This is a genomic window from uncultured Senegalimassilia sp., from assembly GCF_934636665.1.
GTDB lineage: Bacteria > Actinomycetota > Coriobacteriia > Coriobacteriales > Eggerthellaceae > Senegalimassilia.
Window position 1 is genome coordinate 105,202 of sequence record NZ_CAKUAT010000007.1, and the last position, 15,097, is coordinate 120,298.

Sequence of the window (15,097 nt, forward strand, 5' to 3'; positions counted from 1 at the left end):
TGTTGCGGCAGATCGCGGCGAAGGAACCTCCTCCGCCGCGCCGCACATCGCGACGTCCCGGGCTCCGACGCCGGACGCTTCGGGGACGTAGCACTAAGTGTCCGGGCGAAGGGGAGGACCCTTCGCCCTGCTGTATATATGTATAGGGAAGGGATGCATGGCCGAGGAAGAGCAACAGCCGGTTTTCGCCGACGCGCTATTTCGACAGAAGCGCAAGCACGGAAGGTTTCGCCTGGTGGAGCCGCCGCGGCTTGCCGGCCCGGTGGTGGACACGCACGCGCATGTGCACCTGCTGGCGGATCCGGCCCTGGAGTTCGCGCGCTGCGCGGCGTGGGGCGTGGACTTCGTCTGCGATATCATCGACGTGCAGGAGGACGCCCCGGACGTGTTCGAGCGTTTCGACGGCTGGTACGCTCAGGCGCAGTCGCGCCTGCCCGAAGCGGTGGAGCGTACGCGCGAGGTGTTGGCCGCTGGCGGCGATGAGCTGACTCATCTGCCCGATGGCGCCGATGCGGCGCGTTTCGCCTTGCCTGCCGATGCGGCGTCGCGTCCGCTGCCGCGCTTGCGCCTGGCGGCCGGCGTGCATCCGCATAACGCGCGCTTCTACGATGACGCCATGGAGTCGCGCCTGGTCAAACGCTTGGCGGACCCGCGTATATGCGCCGTGGGTGAGATAGGCCTGGACTACCATTACGACCTGTCGCCGCGCGAGGATCAGCGGCGGGCGTTTCGCCGTCAAATCCGCCTGGCGCACACCACGGGCCTTCCCGCGGCGCTGCATGTGCGCGAGGCGCATGACGAGGCGTTCGCCATCCTGTGCGAGGAGGGCTTCCCCGAGGCGGGCACGTTGCTGCATTGCTTCGACCTGGACTGGGAAACGCTTGAGCCTTGGGTCGATCGGGGTTGCTTCGTGGCTTTGGGCGGTGCGCTCACGTTCAAACGCTGCCAGGACACGCGCGATGCGGTCGCGCGCACTCCGCGCAATCTGCTGCTCACCGAAACCGATTCGCCGTACATGACGCCCGAGCCCATGCGCGGCATGCCGTGCGGCCCGGCGCACACCGTGTTCACCGCGGCGTGCATGGCCGAGGTGCTCGGGTGCGAAACCGAGAAGGCCAGAAGCGAGATGCTGGCCCAGATCGCGCAAAACGCGCGCGCGTTGTTGGACCGCCCGCCCACGGCTTGGCAGATCGAACATGCGCAAACCGCCGCAACTGAAAGGAATTGCGAATGAAACGCCTGATCATCGTCGGGTCGCCTCGCGTCGAGGGGCGAAGCGGCGCGCTTGCGGACCTTCTGTTCGAAAGCTGTATCGAGGAGTGCCCGGAAGACGAGGTGTACCTGGCGCCCGTGTCCACGCTCGACGTGGCCGGCTGCAACGCCTGCGATTTCTGCAAGCGCAAGGCGCAGGGCGCGATGACCGAGCAGGAGGCCGCCGAGGACCAGGCCTTCGAGGAGCAGCGCGCCGAGGACGAGGCGCCGCGCCGTTGCGCCATCCGCGACGACATGGACGACGTGTACCCGCTGCTCGAGGACGCCGACGAGCTTATCGTCGTGGCGCCGGTGTATTTCGCCGGCCCGTCGTCGCAGCTCAAGTGCATGCTCGATCGCTTCCAGCCGTACTTCTGGACGCGCACCCGCGCGCGCAAGCGCCCGTGCACGCTGCATGTGGTGGGCGAGGGCGGCGACCCGCATGGCTTCGACCCGCTTGTGGGATGCGTTCGCTCTGCCGCCGCGGTGGCGGGCTTCCGCTTGGAGCGCGTGCTGGATTGGGTCGGCAAGATCGACGAATCCGGCGAGATCGTGGATGAGGCCGACGAGTACCCCGTCGAGGGGCCTGTGGTGCGCGCCTTCGCCGGGGGCAAGATGGCGGACCAGCCGGCTGATGCGCAGGAGCTGCCGGAAGAGGAAGAGCCGGCAGAGCAGCCTGACGAGCCCGAGGCGTTCGCCGAGGACGATTTCGCCGCCCAGCTGGCATCCCAGGCGCAGCGCCGCCAGGGCCGTGCGCGCCTGAACCTGGGCGAGAACGGCGCCGAGCGCCAGGTCATCCAACTTGACGAGGACGGCCGCCGCGTCGATGCGGCGCAGCACGGTCGCAAGCGTTCCGCCCAGAAGAAGCACGCCAACGCAAAGCGCGGCACGAACGGCACGGTGCAGGCCAAGCATGAGAACCCGCATGCCCCCAAGGGCAAAGGCGGGCAGGGCAAGTCCGGCAAGGGCGGCTCGAAGCAGGGCGGCGGCCGCGGCAAGCAGGGGAAGCGCCGTGGGTAGCGTATCGTCTTTGGCCAACCTTTCGGTCACCCGGCGGGTCCTGGCGGACCACGGGCTTTCGGCAAAGTACTCGCTCGGGCAGAACTTCCTGGTCAACGAGGCCATCGTGGCGAAAATCGTGGCGCTGGCGGAGCTCGAGGGCGCGGACAACGTGCTCGAGATCGGCCCCGGCATCGGCACGCTCACCATGGCCCTGCTGCAAAACGCGAAGCACGTCACGTCCATCGAGCGCGATACCGACCTGCCTGCGGTGCTGGCCGAAACGCTGGAGCCGTGGTGGGATTCGTTCACGCTCATCCAGAAGGATGCGCTTGACCTGGAGCTTTCCGACCTTGACGGGCAAGACGCCCCCAACAAGCTGGTAGCGAACCTGCCGTATGCCGTCGCCGCCACGGTGGTGCTGGACTATTTCCAGCGCATCGAATCGCTTGAGTCGGCAACGGTGATGGTGCAGAAAGAGGTGGCCGATCGCATGGCCGCCGAGCCGGGAACGAAGAACTACGGCGCCTACACGGTGAAGCTGCGGCTGTACGCGCAGCCGGCAGAGCGCTTCCCGGTCAGCCCGAACAACTTCTTCCCGCCGCCGCGCGTGGACAGCGCGGTCATCCGCCTGAACCGCACGCCCGTGCTCGATGAGCAGGGAAAGCCGCTTGACGGGGAAGTGGTGCGCGCGGCTTGCACCATGGCCGACGCCGCGTTCGCCAGCCGCCGCAAAACGCTGTCGAACTCGTGCAAAACCTACTTCGCTGGCCGTGGAGCCAATGGCGCTGCGGTGGCGCCGCATCTGCCCGAGTTGTTCGAGCAAGCGGGCATCGATTCCAAGCGCCGCGGTGAGACGCTCTCGCTGGCGGAGTTCGTGAACATGGGCAAGGCGCTGCTGGCGCTGCAGCAGGGTTAGCGATGGAATCCGATATGCTATTTGGGCCGCGTGCGTCGCGGCCCTTTTTGCGTGATGCGGGGTTAGGAATGCGAGTCTGCAGCAGCCTGGCAGGTGTGGGTTAGTTTGCCGTAGCAGCGTTTCCCCGGCCGCAAAGCCAGCAGTTGCAGGGAGGCTGGCGTTGTCATTGCGCCCTGTCAAACGCTGCATTCAAGCTAAAACGTGCCTGGAATATGGCTATTGTGTGGGAACTGCTATGGAATTAGGTGCAAAACATGGAGAAGTAAGCGTGCATTGACCTGCATGATACAATTTTGAGCTGTTATCTGTGTGTTATGTAGGAAAGAGCAACTATGGACTTAGCGAAACAAGCGCAAATCGTCGACTCCATTCATGATACGTTACACGATTTCGTCGGTCAACGCCTGAAAGTGCGCGCCAACATGGGCCGCTCCAAGATCGTCGAGAGCGAGGGCACGCTCATGCAGGTGCACCCGCAGTTGTTCATCATGGAGGTCGATCGCAAGCGCGGCCGCACCGCCCGTCAGTCGTACCAGTACGTCGACGTGCTCACCGGCATGGTCGAGCTGTCGCAGAACGGCGAGCCGCTGTTCGAGCCCTTCGTTCCCGAGGGTGACGAGCCGGGCATGGAGTCTCCGCTCATGGAGGAGCGCGTTCTGTCGTAAGCGGTTCTAACCGTGAACTTTTTGCGGATGCCCGCGAAGAAGTGTTTGACAAACAGCGTTTGAACGAGGAAAATACTTTCTCGCGCAAAGCGCAATACCCATGGGGATGTAGCTCAGCTGGGAGAGCATTACGTTCGCAACGTAGGGGTCGTGGGTTCGAATCCCATCATCTCCACCATGGAAATGCAAGGGCTGCTGGTATATCCGGCGGCCCTTTTTCTTTTTCAAAAGCACGCGGTAAAGGAGCATGATGGCTGGTCTGAAGGCGGTTTTGTTCGACAACGATGGCACGCTGGTGGATTCACGCGAGCTGCTTTTGGCGAGCTTTCACTATGCGGGCCCTGCGGTGCTGGGCCGTCAGCTCAGCGACGAGGAGTACCTGCGGAAAGTGGGGCAACCGCTGGCCGTGCAGGTCAAGGACTACACGGATGACCCGGTGCTGCAGGAGCGGTTCTGCGAAGCGTATCGAGCGCACAACAAAACGGTGCACGATAAGATGATCAAGGCGTTCCCTGGAACGGTTGAGGCGCTGGCTGAGCTCGCAGGCGCGGGCCTGAAGCTGGGCGTGGTGACGTCGAAGCGTCATGCGGTTGCCTGGCGTGGGCTTGAGGTGGTGGGCGCTGCATCGTATCTGGATTGCTGCGTGGGCTGGGACGATATCGAGCGCCCGAAGCCCGACCCTCAGCCGGTGGTACGCGGTTGCGAGCTGCTGGGATTCGATCCCGGTGAGTGTCTATACGTCGGCGACGCTCCGTTCGACTTGCAATCCGGCAACGCGGCAGGCGCAAGCACCGCGGCAGTAACTTGGGGCATGTTCAACGAGCTTGCCCTGACGGCGGAGCGTCCGTCGTTCGTCTCGCATACCTGGGACGAGCTGATCGCAAGCACGCTGGCGCTCCTATAGCTTCGGGTGTTTGCGGGCATCGGGTACTTTGGGGCCCTTAACGAGTGCAGCGCTACGTATCTGGAGCGACCGTAATCCCTAGTGCTCGACTAAAGCCTAGTTTGCGTTGGGAAGCCGGAAGTTTGGCAGATGGCGCTACGCCCCGAAGCGTCTGGGGTGCGGTTATCGTGCGGAAGCTTGTTTACGGGCTTTGGTTGCGGCTTTGGGGCGGTATACTTGCCGCGTGATTGATGGACAGTTCGAAAACCTCCTGTCGGTAAACAAAACTAGGTACCTTGCCCGCTTATCGCGGCGGGCGTTTTGCGCGACGGCGCGATTCTATCGGCGGGGGCGAAGGGCTCCTGCTGCATCGTTGCAGGTTGCCGCGCATTTCGAAAGGGCCTTTCCGATGGCGGTTTTCGCTTGATGGAAGGGCTTTTGCTATGTATGGGCTGAAAACGGAGAGCAGCTTCGACGCTGCGCATTTCCTGACCGATTACCACGGCAAGTGCGAGAACCTGCACGGTCATCGCTGGCGCGTGGTGGCGTATCTCGAGCAGGCCGAGCTGCAAACCGAGGGCACGCACAAGGACATGGTCATCGACTTCGCGGACTTCAAGCATGCGCTGCGCGATCTCACCGAGCAGTTGGACCACTCGTTCGTGGTGGAGGAGGGCTCGCTTATGCCGAAAACCCTGGATTGCCTGCGCGAGGAGGGGTTCACGCTGTCGATGATGCCCTTCCGCACCACCGCGGAGAATCTGGCGCGCTACTTCTTCGGCAAGCTTGCCGAGCAGGGCTTCCCCGTGTCGCAGGTGGACGTGTACGAAACGCCGAACAACTGCGCGATCTACCGCGCCTAACAAAGCTATGACCTGCGAAAACGAAACAGCAGCAATAACCTACGGCAGCCTGCGTGACGCCTTCTCGGCCTTCAAGCGCGCCGACGGCGCGCAAGCGTCTGCGTCCGGTGCCGGTAAGGCGTCGGCATCGGCGCCTGCCGCCGTACATGGCTCGCTGTCTGCGGCCATCCTTGCTAGCGATTCCCTGGCGTCTGAGTTTGTCGCTACCGATGGTGTCCAAACGGTTGCGCTTACCTCTGCGTCCGGTGCCGGTAAGGCGTCGGCATCGGCGCCTGCCACTGTACATTGCTCGTTGTCGGCGGCCATCGCTGCTAGCGGCGCGCAGTCGCCTGCGTCCGCTGCTGTTGGCGCAGCGCCGGCCTCTTCGCTTGCCGCCGCCTTTAAGGCATCGCAACGCCGAAGCGTCGACCAGTCCGGCTCTCAGGCGACTATGCCGGTTGCGGAGCGGTTCGTCAGCATCAACGGTGAAGGGGCGTGCGCGGGCAAGCTGGCGGCGTTCATCCGATTTACCGGCTGCAATCTGCGTTGCGGTTATTGCGACACCATGTGGGCGAACGTCCCGGGTGCCGCGGCGAAGGACGAAACTCCCGAGCAGTTGGCGGCATGGGTGCGGCAGACCGGCGTGGAATGCGTGACGCTCACCGGCGGCGAGCCGGTGCTGCAGTCGCTGTTGCCGCAGCTGGTGGAGCTGCTGCTGGGCGAACCTGGTCCGAGCGGGCGCGGCCTACGCGTGGAGATCGAGACGAACGGCGCCGCCGACTTGAACGAGCTTGCCGGGTTGCGCACGCGTATCGGCAACGCCGCGCCTGGCGTGCTCTCCTTCACCGTAGACTGGAAGCTGCCGTCAAGCGGCATGGAGCAGCAGATGCTGCCCGCGAACTTCCGCCTGCTCGACGCGCGCGACACGGTGAAGTTCGTGTGCGGGCAGGGCGATTTGCCGCGCGTTTTGGAAGTTGCCCGGCAGCTCGATCTGCCGGGGCGCGTGCCGGTGTACCTGAGCCCGTGCTTTGGGGACATCGAGCCGGCGCGCATCGTTGAATTCATGCAAGAGAACCAAATGACCTGGGCAACCGCTCAAGTGCAGCTGCACAAGGTCATTTGGCCCGATGTTGAGAGGGGCGTGTAAGGATGGGCATTTTCGAAGGACAGGCGTTCTCCTCGTTCGCGGCTGCGGCCGCCAACGCGCGCGAGAACCTGCGCGTGCACGGGACGCTGGGCGAAGAGCCGGCGCCGCGCGACGAGAACGGCAAGGTGTGTGGCGAGAACCCGCAAAAGGCGCTGGTGCTCAGCAGCGGCGGTGTGGATTCCAGCACGCTTCTGGCCTTGGCGGTCAAGCGCTTCGGCGCAGAGAACGTGTTCGCGCTGAGCATCTCCTACGGCCAGCGTCATGAGAAGGAGATCGAGAGCGCGAAGGCCGTCGCTGCGCATTACGGCGTTGAGCAGCGTTTCCTCGATCTTTCTGCCATCTTCGCCGACAGCGACTGCAGCCTGCTCGAGCACTCTTCGCAAGACGTTCCCGAGGAAAGCTACGCCGAGCAGATCGACGAGGCGGACGGCTCCCCGGTCAGCACGTACGTGCCGTTCCGCAACGGGCTGTTCCTATCGAGCGCTGCGTCCATGGCGCTGTCGCTGGGCGCGAGCGTGCTGTTCTACGGCGCGCACCACGATGACTGGGCGGGCGACGCCTACCCCGATTGCTCCCTCGAGTTCGTGAACGCCATGAACCTTGCCATCACGCAAGGCACGGCGGGCCAGCTGCACCTGGAGGCCCCGTTCGTGTCCTGGTCGAAGGCCGATATTGTGAAATGCGGCCTTGACCTGGATGTTCCCTATGAGCTTACGTGGAGCTGCTACGAGGGTGGCGCCCGCCCGTGCGGCAAATGCGGCACGTGCATCGACCGCGATCGCGCCTTCGCGGCCAACGGCATGCGCGACCCGCTGCTCGACAAGCTGGACGCCCAGGGGAGATAGGAGAGAAGCATGACCAACGAGAAACCTATGCGCTCCGGCGCCGACGATTTGTCGCTTCTGGGCAACCAGGGCGTGCAGTATCCGCAAACCTACGACCCTAGCGTGCTTGAGACGTTCGACAACAAGCATCCCGGCAACGACTATTTCGTGAAGTTCAACTGCCCGGAGTTCACGGCGTTGTGCCCGATCACCGGCCAGCCCGACTTCGCCACCATCTACATCTCCTATGTGCCCGATGTGCGCATGGTGGAGAGCAAAAGCCTGAAGCTGTACCTGTTCAGCTTCCGCAACCACGGTGACTTCCACGAGGATTGCGTCAACGTGATCATGAAGGACCTGATCGCGCTGATGGATCCGAAGTACATCGAGGTGTGGGGCAAGTTCCTGCCGCGCGGCGGCATCTCCATCGACCCGTACTGCAACTACGGCAAGCCCGGCACGCGCTGGGAGCAGGTTGCCTGGGATCGCCTGGCCAACCACGACCTGCATCCCGAGGCCGTGAACAATCGCTAGCAGCGCTCAACGCCCGCAAACATCGCCGTTTGCGGGCGTTTTCATGTGTGCGCCACATACATTTGCGCGTTTTTTGGCAGGAACCGTTCACGTGCGTTGACCTGGTGAAACATTGCATAATGCCAGATTAGGTACCCTGTCAAAACTTGCGGCTATGTGTGAGCTGGCAATCTAATTGTCCGCTTCCCCTTCTGCGCGAGGCGAACGGCCATGATATTGACGGAATGCGCGATAGAAGTTGCTGGTGGACGAGTAGCCCAGCATGTTCGCTACTTCCTCGACGGTTAGATGGGTGGAGTTAAGCAGCAAATCGGCACGCTTCATACGTGCGTCCAGTTTAATCTGCGAAAACGTTTTCCCTGTCTGCCTGCGCAGCAGTGCCGATAAGTAGTTTGGGTGATAGCCAAAGTGCGCCGCCGTGTTTTCCAGCGTGGCGCTTTCCGGATGGCTGGTAATCCAGTCCATTGCGTCTTCTATTGTACCGCCGGTTGCTACTTGCGGGTTTTCCTCTTCGTATTGGCGCACCATGTACATGGTAAGCGTGTAAGCTAGCATTTGCAGCACTTCCTGCGAACCGGGTCCACCGTTAGCGTACTCCACGATCATAAGGCTGAGCAGTTGTCGGTAAGGGTAATCTCGCCGCGCGCTTACGTGCAGGAACTCGTTGGAAAACGCGTTGTTCTCGGGGTCAAGGAAGAAATGCATAAGGCGACGGCTCCCGGAAACGAACGGCAGGAATTTGCGAAAGAACAGCTCCTTGCGAATAAGCACGCCAACGTTTACGACCTCTTCGTTAGTGGAGCTGTCAAGCGCGTAGCCTGTGAAAGGCTGGCCAGCCACCATTTCGTTTTGATTCACGGTGATGCGGTTGCCTTGCCGCTTGCTCACCGCCTCAAACGAGCCGGACCACGCATAGTTGAAAAAGAAGAAGTCCTGGCGATGAAACGGTTCATGGATGGCCGTGCCGCGAAATACGCATACCATAACCTGCTCATTGGGGCTGCCAAGCCAAAGCCATTGCTTCTCGGCTCCGCCTGTGCCCGCAACGTCATGCAGCTCCCAATTAAGGGTGTGAAACCTATCGGCTAGCGTGTCGATGGCATCGTCGATTGCTCGTCCCATAGCTATTCCTTTATCGAATCTTAAATAATCGCACATTTATTCTTAAGATACGCCGCTGAAGGTCGCGCGGCAAGCCCGTATAGTTCACCTTGCAAGGGCTCAATGCGAAGTAGGTGCGAACCCTACCGCAAGCTTAATGCGTAGCACTCATGGGGGAGACAGGAGTGTTACGTTTCTCCAGTTCAATAGCTTAATAGGTATGCGCAAAACGCAAACAACGGCACGATATGCGCCTCTGGCGAAGCTATGCTCGTAAGACGTTTGCCTTCTGTGCGCATAGGGATTTTGCGTCTAAAACCATTGCAGCCTTCGGGTTTCTCTATAGACGAGGAGGAAACATGGAAAACCTTTCACGAAGGAGCTTTCTGCAGGCCGGCGCCGCCGCCACAGGCGCTGCCGTGCTCACGGGCGTTTCCCCGCTGGCCAGTGCTACCGCAGATGCGGTTGAGGGTGCGGCAACGAAAAACGCTGTGCACGGCGAATGGAAGACGGTGCCGTGCTACAACAACTGCTCGTGCGATTCGTCGCGCTGTCTTCTAAAGTGCTATTTCGAAGATGGTGTGCCGGTGAAGATTCGCACGGACGAGTCGGGCGATGACTCCATTGTGCAGCCGCAGCGTCGTGCGTGCTTGCGCGGGCGCGCGGCCATCAGCGACAAAACCAGCCCCATGCGTCTAAAATACCCCATGAAGCGCAAGCATTGGAGCCCCGACGATCCGCATGGCGAATTACGCGGCATCGACGAATGGGAGCGCATCAGCTGGGACGAGGCGCTTGATTACGTAGCTGCAGAGATAAAGAAGTGTCTGGAAAAATACGGCCCGCATTCCATGCTTTCCTGCACGGAAATGTCGCTGCGCAATTGCACTTGGGATGCAGTATATAGCCTGTTCAACTACCTGGGAGCCATGACGAACGTGCATGGTGAGATCTCTTGGGGCGCGTGGAACGCGCCTGCCAGCTACATGACGGGCGCCGAGAACAACCTGGCCGCTTGCGACGCGCTGACGTTCTCGAAAACCGATCTGCATATCATGTTCGGCTGCAACTGGTCGGTGAACAAGTCGGGCTTGGCGCCGTATCAAATGGTATACGCCAAGCAGCAGGGTACGAAGTTCATCATGATCGACCCGTGGTTCAACCCCACGGCGCAGGCGTTCGCCGATGAGTGGGTGCCCATTTTGCCTGGAACCGACGGCGCGTTGGCGCTCGGCATTGCGTATCATCAGATCACGAACAACCTGTACAATCAGGCCTACCTGGACAAATACTGTGTAGGCTTCGACGCGGCGCACATGCCCGAAGGCGCAGATGCGCGCGATAACTTCAAGGACTACGTGCTGGGAACCTATGACGGCACGCCGAAGACGCCGGAATGGGCTGAGGCTATCTGCCAGGTTCCTGCTACGAAGATTCGTGAGCTCGGCAATATGATTGCGGAATATGACAACGTGGGCTTCTTCGGGGGCATGTCCACCACGAAGCACCCTGCAGGCGAGCAGTTTGCGCAGGCCATGTATACGCTTGCGTTCATGCATGGTACGGTGGGCCGCGAGGGCAGTTACGTGTCATGGCAAGGTTTGGCGGACAGCGGCATCTCCAGCATGGCATCGGAAGGCGCATGCATGGGCGGTGGTGATGTTTATCCCGATCGCCCCGAGCCTAAGCCCACGTTCTACCCCACGCGTGAAAACAGCTGCATCGATATTTTGCACAACGAGAATCCCAACTGGGACGAGCTGGATATGGCTAACCAGTGGCAGGAGATTCTGGACGGTGAATACGGCAGCGAAAAATGGCCAGGCGGCAAGCGTAAAATCGACGTGCACCTTATTCATAACGGTGGCGTGAACGATCGCCTGAACTCAATGCCGAACGTGAACGCAGGTATCAAAGCATGGCGTAAGATGGACTTCGTGTTTACCGAAGATCCGCAATTCTCTACTTCGGCGCAGTACTCCGATATCGTGCTTCCCGCGTGCACGCTCTGGGAGAAAACGCCTATGGCCTGGACTTATGCGCATGATATCGTCATGTGGAACGAACCTGCCATGGATCCGCTGTATGAAAGCAAGCCCGAAACGTGGATTGCCGACGAGCTGTGCCGCCGCCTGGACATAGACCCGCGTAAGGTCAATCCCCTTACCGATGCAGAACGCGCCTATGTGTCTTTGGCGGGTAGCAAGGTGATGGTGAACTCCACCACCAAGGAAACCAAGCCGATGATCACCATCACACAGGCCGATCTTGATGAGATGGGTGTGGAAGGCACGCCGCAAGAGGGCTTGTGCAGCCTGGCGGATTTCAAGGAGCGCGGCTTCTACACGTATCCGCGTCGTTTCGGAGACGACTTGATGACGGTGCCGTACAAGCAGTTCTACGACGATCCAGAAGGGCATCCGCTGTCTACGGAATCAGGCAAGTTCGAGATCTATTGCAAGAAGCTGTCCGATATGGTCACGGCTATGGGCTATACGGAACTTTCCCCTATCGCGAAATGGCAATTCGGCAAGAAGCAGGGCGTGGGGTGCCAAACCGAGGAGTACCCGCTGCTTTTGTGGACGCCGCATTCGCTGGCGCGCGCTCACGGCGCATTCCGCTTTACGCCCAGCTTGCGCGAGGCGTTCCCTCAGGCGTGCTTCATCGGCGAGGTCGATGCGGCGGTTCGCGGCATCAAAACGGGCGACAAGGTGCTTATGTCCAGCCCGTACGGCAAGGTGCTGCGCTTGGCGCAGGTGCTGCCGGGCATTATCCCGGGCGCGGTTGCGCTGCAGGATGGCGGCAAAGTGAATATTGACCCTGAAACCGGTATCGACCTGGGCGGATGCCCTAACGTGCTGCAAGCGCCGGAGCACTCCGGCCAGGGCTATGCATGCTGGAGCGGTACGCTGGTGCAGGTGGAGAAGTACGACGGCCCGCTTGAGGTGGGCGCGGATAAAGACGCCGCGTTCATTCTCCCGCGTGGCGTGGAATAGGAATAGGTGATGGTGATGACGCAATATGCGTTCGCGTTCGATTCCAGTAAATGCTCGGGCTGCAAAACGTGCCAGGTGCTGTGCAAGGAAACGTATAAATTGCCGTTAGAGAATCTGTATCGTCGCGTGTTGAACTATCAAGGCGGTTCGTGGAAGCAGAACGAAAACGGCACCTGGGTGTCGCAGGGTCATTTCGGCTATTTTCTGTCTATGGCGTGCAACCACTGCGCCAACCCTGCGTGCGTGAAAGCGTGTCCTACGGGCGCTATGCGCAAGGACTCCGACACGGGCATCGTGTGGACGGACCACGACGTGTGCGTGGGATGCCGTTCATGCGAGTTGGCCTGCCCTTATGGCGCGCCTACCTTTAACACCGATGAACGCATCATGATGAAGTGCAACATGTGCAAAGACGAGGTCGGCGGCGGCAACACGCCGCTGTGCGTGAGCGGCTGCCGCGATCGCGCGCTGGACTTCGGCACGCTTGAGGAAATGCGCGCGAAATATGGTGATGGCGACGTTGAAGTGGAGCCGATGCCGGCGAATCATACCAATCCTAGCTTGGTTCTCGTCCCGCATCGCAATGCGCAAAAAACAGGCACGGGCACGGGGCATATTGTGAACATGGAGGAGGAAGTCGACGCGTAGCGGCTGGTGCGCAGGTTCTTTTGCGTCTGCGCAGGGCTGGGCGCACCATGCCGGCTGTCGTGGATTCGTCGGCGGTGCGCCGGGTGTGTTGAGATTCCGGAAAGGACGTATGATGATTTCAGAATTCCCGTTGTTCCTGTTCACGCTGCTGGCAGGGCTTTCGGCGGGCTTTTGCGCCGTTCGTGCGCTTGTGCCCGTGGCCGGATGGCAGGGCCGTCGATGGACGGTGCCCGCAGCGGCGCTTGCACTGCTTGGCTTGGGCCTGGTATGCGTGTGGTTTCACTTGGGTCGCATGGAGCGTGTGTTCAATGCCATGGCGAACCCACAGGCAGGTATTTGCCAGGAAGCATATTGCGCGATTGTGCTTGGCGTGTTGCTGCTCATCGAGCTCGTGATGGAGGTGCGCGGGCGAAAGGCCCCGCGCGGTTTGCCTATTGCTTCGGGCGTGGTCGCGCTGGTGCTTGCGGTCGTGATGGGCTTTGCGTATGTGGGCAATTATGCAGTGCCTGCATGGACGGATTGGTCAACCGTGCCGTTGTATGCGGTGGCCGATGTTGCCATGGGGGCTGCGCTGGTGGGCTTGTTCGAGCCTGCGCGTTACGAGAAACCGGCATTGCTTGCGACCTCTGTTGTGGCACAGGTGCTGGTGGTGCTGACGTTTGTGCTGGTGGGCATGCATTTTGCACACGTAGGTCGTTCGACGGTGCCGTTTGCGGCGGCCGCAGTGCTTGCGGGTGCGGTGCCGTTCGCGCTGACGATGGTTGCGCGCAAAAAACCGTCTGCTGAGCTGGCGGCGGCAATGCTTGCGTGCTCGGTGATTGGCGTTGCCGTGGCGCGCTACGCGTTTTACGCGGCAAGCATTTTGTAGCCAGAGCTAGGTTGCGGAAGAGCTGTTGGCATGTTTCAAGGGCTCGCAAGCAGAGCTTGCGAGCCCTTGTCGCGCACAGGGCGTAAATTTCGATAGGAATCAAATTGGGTATCTGACCTGGGCTAATGTTGCATACTGCTAGGTCAGATACCCTGTCAGGATTTGCGGTTGTGTGCGCAAAGGGAGGCTCCTGCCGTTACAATGTACGCATGCAAAAATCAACTTACATACGCATGACCAACGCCTTGCGGGCCCGGCCTGTGCTGGCGCGTGGCGTTTCCCTGGCGAACAAGATCATCACCGACGCCGTGTACGTGGCGTATCCCTGCCTGCTTGCGTGGCTGGCGTACGCGGCGGTAACCGGCACAGCCGGCGCGGCGGGCACGCTGCTCCGCGCTGTGTTGGTGCCGGGCATCTCGTTCGCGCTGGTCACCGTGCTGCGCAAGGCTATCAACGCGCCGCGCCCGTACGAGGTGTTCGACGCAGCCCCCGTTATCCCGAAGGATACGCGCGGCAATTCGTTTCCCAGCCGCCACGCGTTCAGCATCTTCGTCATCGCCATGACGTTTTGCGCCTGCTGCCCGCTTGCGTGGGCGGGGCCGGTCATGCTGGCGGCCGGGGTGTTGCTCGCGGTCATCCGTGTGGTATCGGGCGTGCATTTTCCTCGCGATGTCGTGGTGGGGGCTTTGTTGGGTATGCTTGCAGGTTTTGTGGGTCCCTGGATTCTTTAGCGGCACCCTGATACAGTTATTGATATTAAATATCGATATCGGTTAGCCGATACCGTCCGTTTCGTTTCAGAGGGGGCAGATATGCTGAAGGTTTCGAAGCGTACGTTGCTTTTAGTCGCCGGCATCGTTTGGCTTATCGCCGGCGGTAACATCGCTTGGCTGGGCATCCAGTCGTTCGCTCAGATGGACCAGGGGATGTGGTGGCTGCTCATCATCGGCGCTGCTGTGGTGTTCACGCTGTTCCATATCAAGGTTTTCTCGAAGATGGTGGGCAAGCATGCCGTTCGCATCGCCGGTTACGAGGCCGATCGCGTGGGCGTGTGGAACTTCTTCGATGTGCCGGGCTATGCCATGATGGCCATCATGATGACCGGCGGCATCTCCCTTCGCGCGTTCGGCCTGGTCCCGGTGTGGTTCATCGCGTTCTTCTACACGGGCTTGGGCGTTGCGCTGGCGCTTTCCGGCGCAAGCTTCCTGATCCGTTTCGCGCGTCGCGGCAATCGTCCCGCCCCGTGCCCGCTGGTTCCCGGTGCGGCTTCGCGTGGATAGCCGCTTCTTATTCCATAACCTCGCTTCATCACGAAGGCCCGCTCAATCGAGCGGGCCTTCTCTTTAATGACTTCAGTCTGGCGCGCGCGTAGCCGCGCCAAGTAAACCGCCCGCTATGCGGGCGGACGACAACCTGCTTT

The 15,097-nt window shown here is 61.1% G+C and carries 15 protein-coding genes and 1 tRNA gene; 15 read left to right on the forward strand and 1 reads right to left on the reverse strand.

Annotated features, from left to right (window positions below):
* Nucleotides 1–157 precede the first annotated feature (157 nt).
* The 10 genes from Q0G75_RS04295 to queF all read left to right on the forward strand — a co-directional run bounded on the left by Q0G75_RS04295 (nucleotide 158) and on the right by queF (nucleotide 8,064).
* Nucleotides 158–1,234 (forward strand): TatD family hydrolase, encoded by a 1,077-nt coding sequence (locus Q0G75_RS04295; protein ID WP_294414936.1) that lies wholly within the window; start codon nucleotides 158–160, stop codon nucleotides 1,232–1,234.
* Nucleotides 1,231–2,271: a flavodoxin family protein gene (locus Q0G75_RS04300; protein WP_294414934.1), complete on the forward strand. Its 1,041-nt coding sequence runs from the start codon at nucleotides 1,231–1,233 to the stop codon at nucleotides 2,269–2,271. Before Q0G75_RS04295 ends, Q0G75_RS04300 begins: the two co-directional genes overlap by 4 nt.
* Nucleotides 2,264–3,169, forward strand: coding sequence for a 16S rRNA (adenine(1518)-N(6)/adenine(1519)-N(6))-dimethyltransferase RsmA (rsmA, locus tag Q0G75_RS04305; protein WP_294414933.1), 906 nt, complete (start codon nucleotides 2,264–2,266; stop codon nucleotides 3,167–3,169). The genes Q0G75_RS04300 and rsmA overlap by 8 nt, the downstream gene beginning before the upstream one ends.
* A gap of 332 nt (nucleotides 3,170–3,501) precedes the next feature.
* Complete coding sequence (locus Q0G75_RS04310) at nucleotides 3,502–3,834, forward strand: Veg family protein (RefSeq protein ID WP_281624064.1); 333 nt, start codon at nucleotides 3,502–3,504, stop codon at nucleotides 3,832–3,834.
* A gap of 102 nt (nucleotides 3,835–3,936) precedes the next feature.
* Nucleotides 3,937–4,012, forward strand: a tRNA-Ala gene (locus tag Q0G75_RS04315).
* Between the two features lie 72 nt (nucleotides 4,013–4,084).
* Nucleotides 4,085–4,738: an HAD-IA family hydrolase gene (locus Q0G75_RS04320; protein ID WP_294414932.1), complete on the forward strand. Its 654-nt coding sequence runs from the start codon at nucleotides 4,085–4,087 to the stop codon at nucleotides 4,736–4,738.
* 422 nt (nucleotides 4,739–5,160) lie between these two features.
* Entirely contained in the window at nucleotides 5,161–5,580 is a 420-nt protein-coding gene (locus Q0G75_RS04325; protein WP_294414931.1) for a 6-carboxytetrahydropterin synthase, read from the forward strand.
* 7 nt (nucleotides 5,581–5,587) lie between these two features.
* On the forward strand, nucleotides 5,588–6,706 hold the full coding sequence (locus Q0G75_RS04330) for a radical SAM protein (RefSeq protein ID WP_294414930.1): 1,119 nt from the start codon (nucleotides 5,588–5,590) through the stop codon (nucleotides 6,704–6,706).
* 2 nt (nucleotides 6,707–6,708) lie between these two features.
* On the forward strand, nucleotides 6,709–7,551 hold the full coding sequence (gene queC, locus Q0G75_RS04335; RefSeq protein ID WP_294414928.1) for a 7-cyano-7-deazaguanine synthase QueC: 843 nt from the start codon (nucleotides 6,709–6,711) through the stop codon (nucleotides 7,549–7,551).
* Between the two features lie 9 nt (nucleotides 7,552–7,560).
* Nucleotides 7,561–8,064, forward strand: a complete 504-nt coding sequence (gene queF, locus Q0G75_RS04340) for a preQ(1) synthase (RefSeq protein ID WP_294417738.1) — start codon at nucleotides 7,561–7,563, stop codon at nucleotides 8,062–8,064.
* A gap of 171 nt (nucleotides 8,065–8,235) precedes the next feature.
* Here queF and Q0G75_RS04345 read toward each other — a convergent pair whose 3' ends face one another.
* Nucleotides 8,236–9,186, reverse strand: a complete 951-nt coding sequence (locus tag Q0G75_RS04345) for an AraC family transcriptional regulator (protein ID WP_294417079.1) — start codon at nucleotides 9,184–9,186, stop codon at nucleotides 8,236–8,238.
* Between the two features lie 338 nt (nucleotides 9,187–9,524).
* Here Q0G75_RS04345 and Q0G75_RS04350 point away from each other — a divergent pair, with 338 nt between their 5' ends.
* From Q0G75_RS04350 to Q0G75_RS04370, 5 genes are all read left to right on the forward strand, one after another.
* On the forward strand, nucleotides 9,525–12,161 hold the full coding sequence (locus tag Q0G75_RS04350; protein ID WP_294417077.1) for a molybdopterin-dependent oxidoreductase: 2,637 nt from the start codon (nucleotides 9,525–9,527) through the stop codon (nucleotides 12,159–12,161).
* Nucleotides 12,162–12,170: 9 nt separating this feature from the next.
* Nucleotides 12,171–12,809, forward strand: coding sequence for a 4Fe-4S dicluster domain-containing protein (locus Q0G75_RS04355; protein WP_294417075.1), 639 nt, complete (start codon nucleotides 12,171–12,173; stop codon nucleotides 12,807–12,809).
* Nucleotides 12,810–12,921: 112 nt separating this feature from the next.
* Nucleotides 12,922–13,677: a DmsC/YnfH family molybdoenzyme membrane anchor subunit gene (locus Q0G75_RS04360; RefSeq protein WP_294417074.1), complete on the forward strand. Its 756-nt coding sequence runs from the start codon at nucleotides 12,922–12,924 to the stop codon at nucleotides 13,675–13,677.
* Between the two features lie 209 nt (nucleotides 13,678–13,886).
* Nucleotides 13,887–14,408, forward strand: coding sequence for a phosphatase PAP2 family protein (locus tag Q0G75_RS04365; protein WP_294417073.1), 522 nt, complete (start codon nucleotides 13,887–13,889; stop codon nucleotides 14,406–14,408).
* Between the two features lie 81 nt (nucleotides 14,409–14,489).
* Nucleotides 14,490–14,957: a hypothetical protein gene (locus tag Q0G75_RS04370; protein ID WP_294417070.1), complete on the forward strand. Its 468-nt coding sequence runs from the start codon at nucleotides 14,490–14,492 to the stop codon at nucleotides 14,955–14,957.
* Nucleotides 14,958–15,097: the final 140 nt, after the last annotated feature.

What these genes read in the sequence shown, in the direction of transcription:
- Q0G75_RS04325 (WP_294414931.1), top strand. Translation starts at nt 5,161, where the DNA reads ATGTATGGGCTGAAAACGGAGAGCAGCTTCGACGCTGCGCATTTCCTG.
- Q0G75_RS04345 (WP_294417079.1), bottom strand. Translation starts at nt 9,186, where the DNA reads ATGGGACGAGCAATCGACGATGCCATCGACACGCTAGCCGATAGGTTT.
- Q0G75_RS04370 (WP_294417070.1), top strand. Translation starts at nt 14,490, where the DNA reads ATGCTGAAGGTTTCGAAGCGTACGTTGCTTTTAGTCGCCGGCATCGTT.
- Q0G75_RS04300 (WP_294414934.1), top strand. Translation starts at nt 1,231, where the DNA reads ATGAAACGCCTGATCATCGTCGGGTCGCCTCGCGTCGAGGGGCGAAGC.
- Q0G75_RS04330 (WP_294414930.1), top strand. Translation starts at nt 5,588, where the DNA reads ATGACCTGCGAAAACGAAACAGCAGCAATAACCTACGGCAGCCTGCGT.
- Q0G75_RS04320 (WP_294414932.1), top strand. Translation starts at nt 4,085, where the DNA reads ATGGCTGGTCTGAAGGCGGTTTTGTTCGACAACGATGGCACGCTGGTG.
- Q0G75_RS04310 (WP_281624064.1), top strand. Translation starts at nt 3,502, where the DNA reads ATGGACTTAGCGAAACAAGCGCAAATCGTCGACTCCATTCATGATACG.
- queC (WP_294414928.1), top strand. Translation starts at nt 6,709, where the DNA reads ATGGGCATTTTCGAAGGACAGGCGTTCTCCTCGTTCGCGGCTGCGGCC.
- Q0G75_RS04360 (WP_294417074.1), top strand. Translation starts at nt 12,922, where the DNA reads ATGATTTCAGAATTCCCGTTGTTCCTGTTCACGCTGCTGGCAGGGCTT.
- Q0G75_RS04295 (WP_294414936.1), top strand. Translation starts at nt 158, where the DNA reads ATGGCCGAGGAAGAGCAACAGCCGGTTTTCGCCGACGCGCTATTTCGA.
- Q0G75_RS04355 (WP_294417075.1), top strand. Translation starts at nt 12,171, where the DNA reads ATGGTGATGACGCAATATGCGTTCGCGTTCGATTCCAGTAAATGCTCG.
- Q0G75_RS04365 (WP_294417073.1), top strand. Translation starts at nt 13,887, where the DNA reads ATGCAAAAATCAACTTACATACGCATGACCAACGCCTTGCGGGCCCGG.
- Q0G75_RS04350 (WP_294417077.1), top strand. Translation starts at nt 9,525, where the DNA reads ATGGAAAACCTTTCACGAAGGAGCTTTCTGCAGGCCGGCGCCGCCGCC.
- queF (WP_294417738.1), top strand. Translation starts at nt 7,561, where the DNA reads ATGACCAACGAGAAACCTATGCGCTCCGGCGCCGACGATTTGTCGCTT.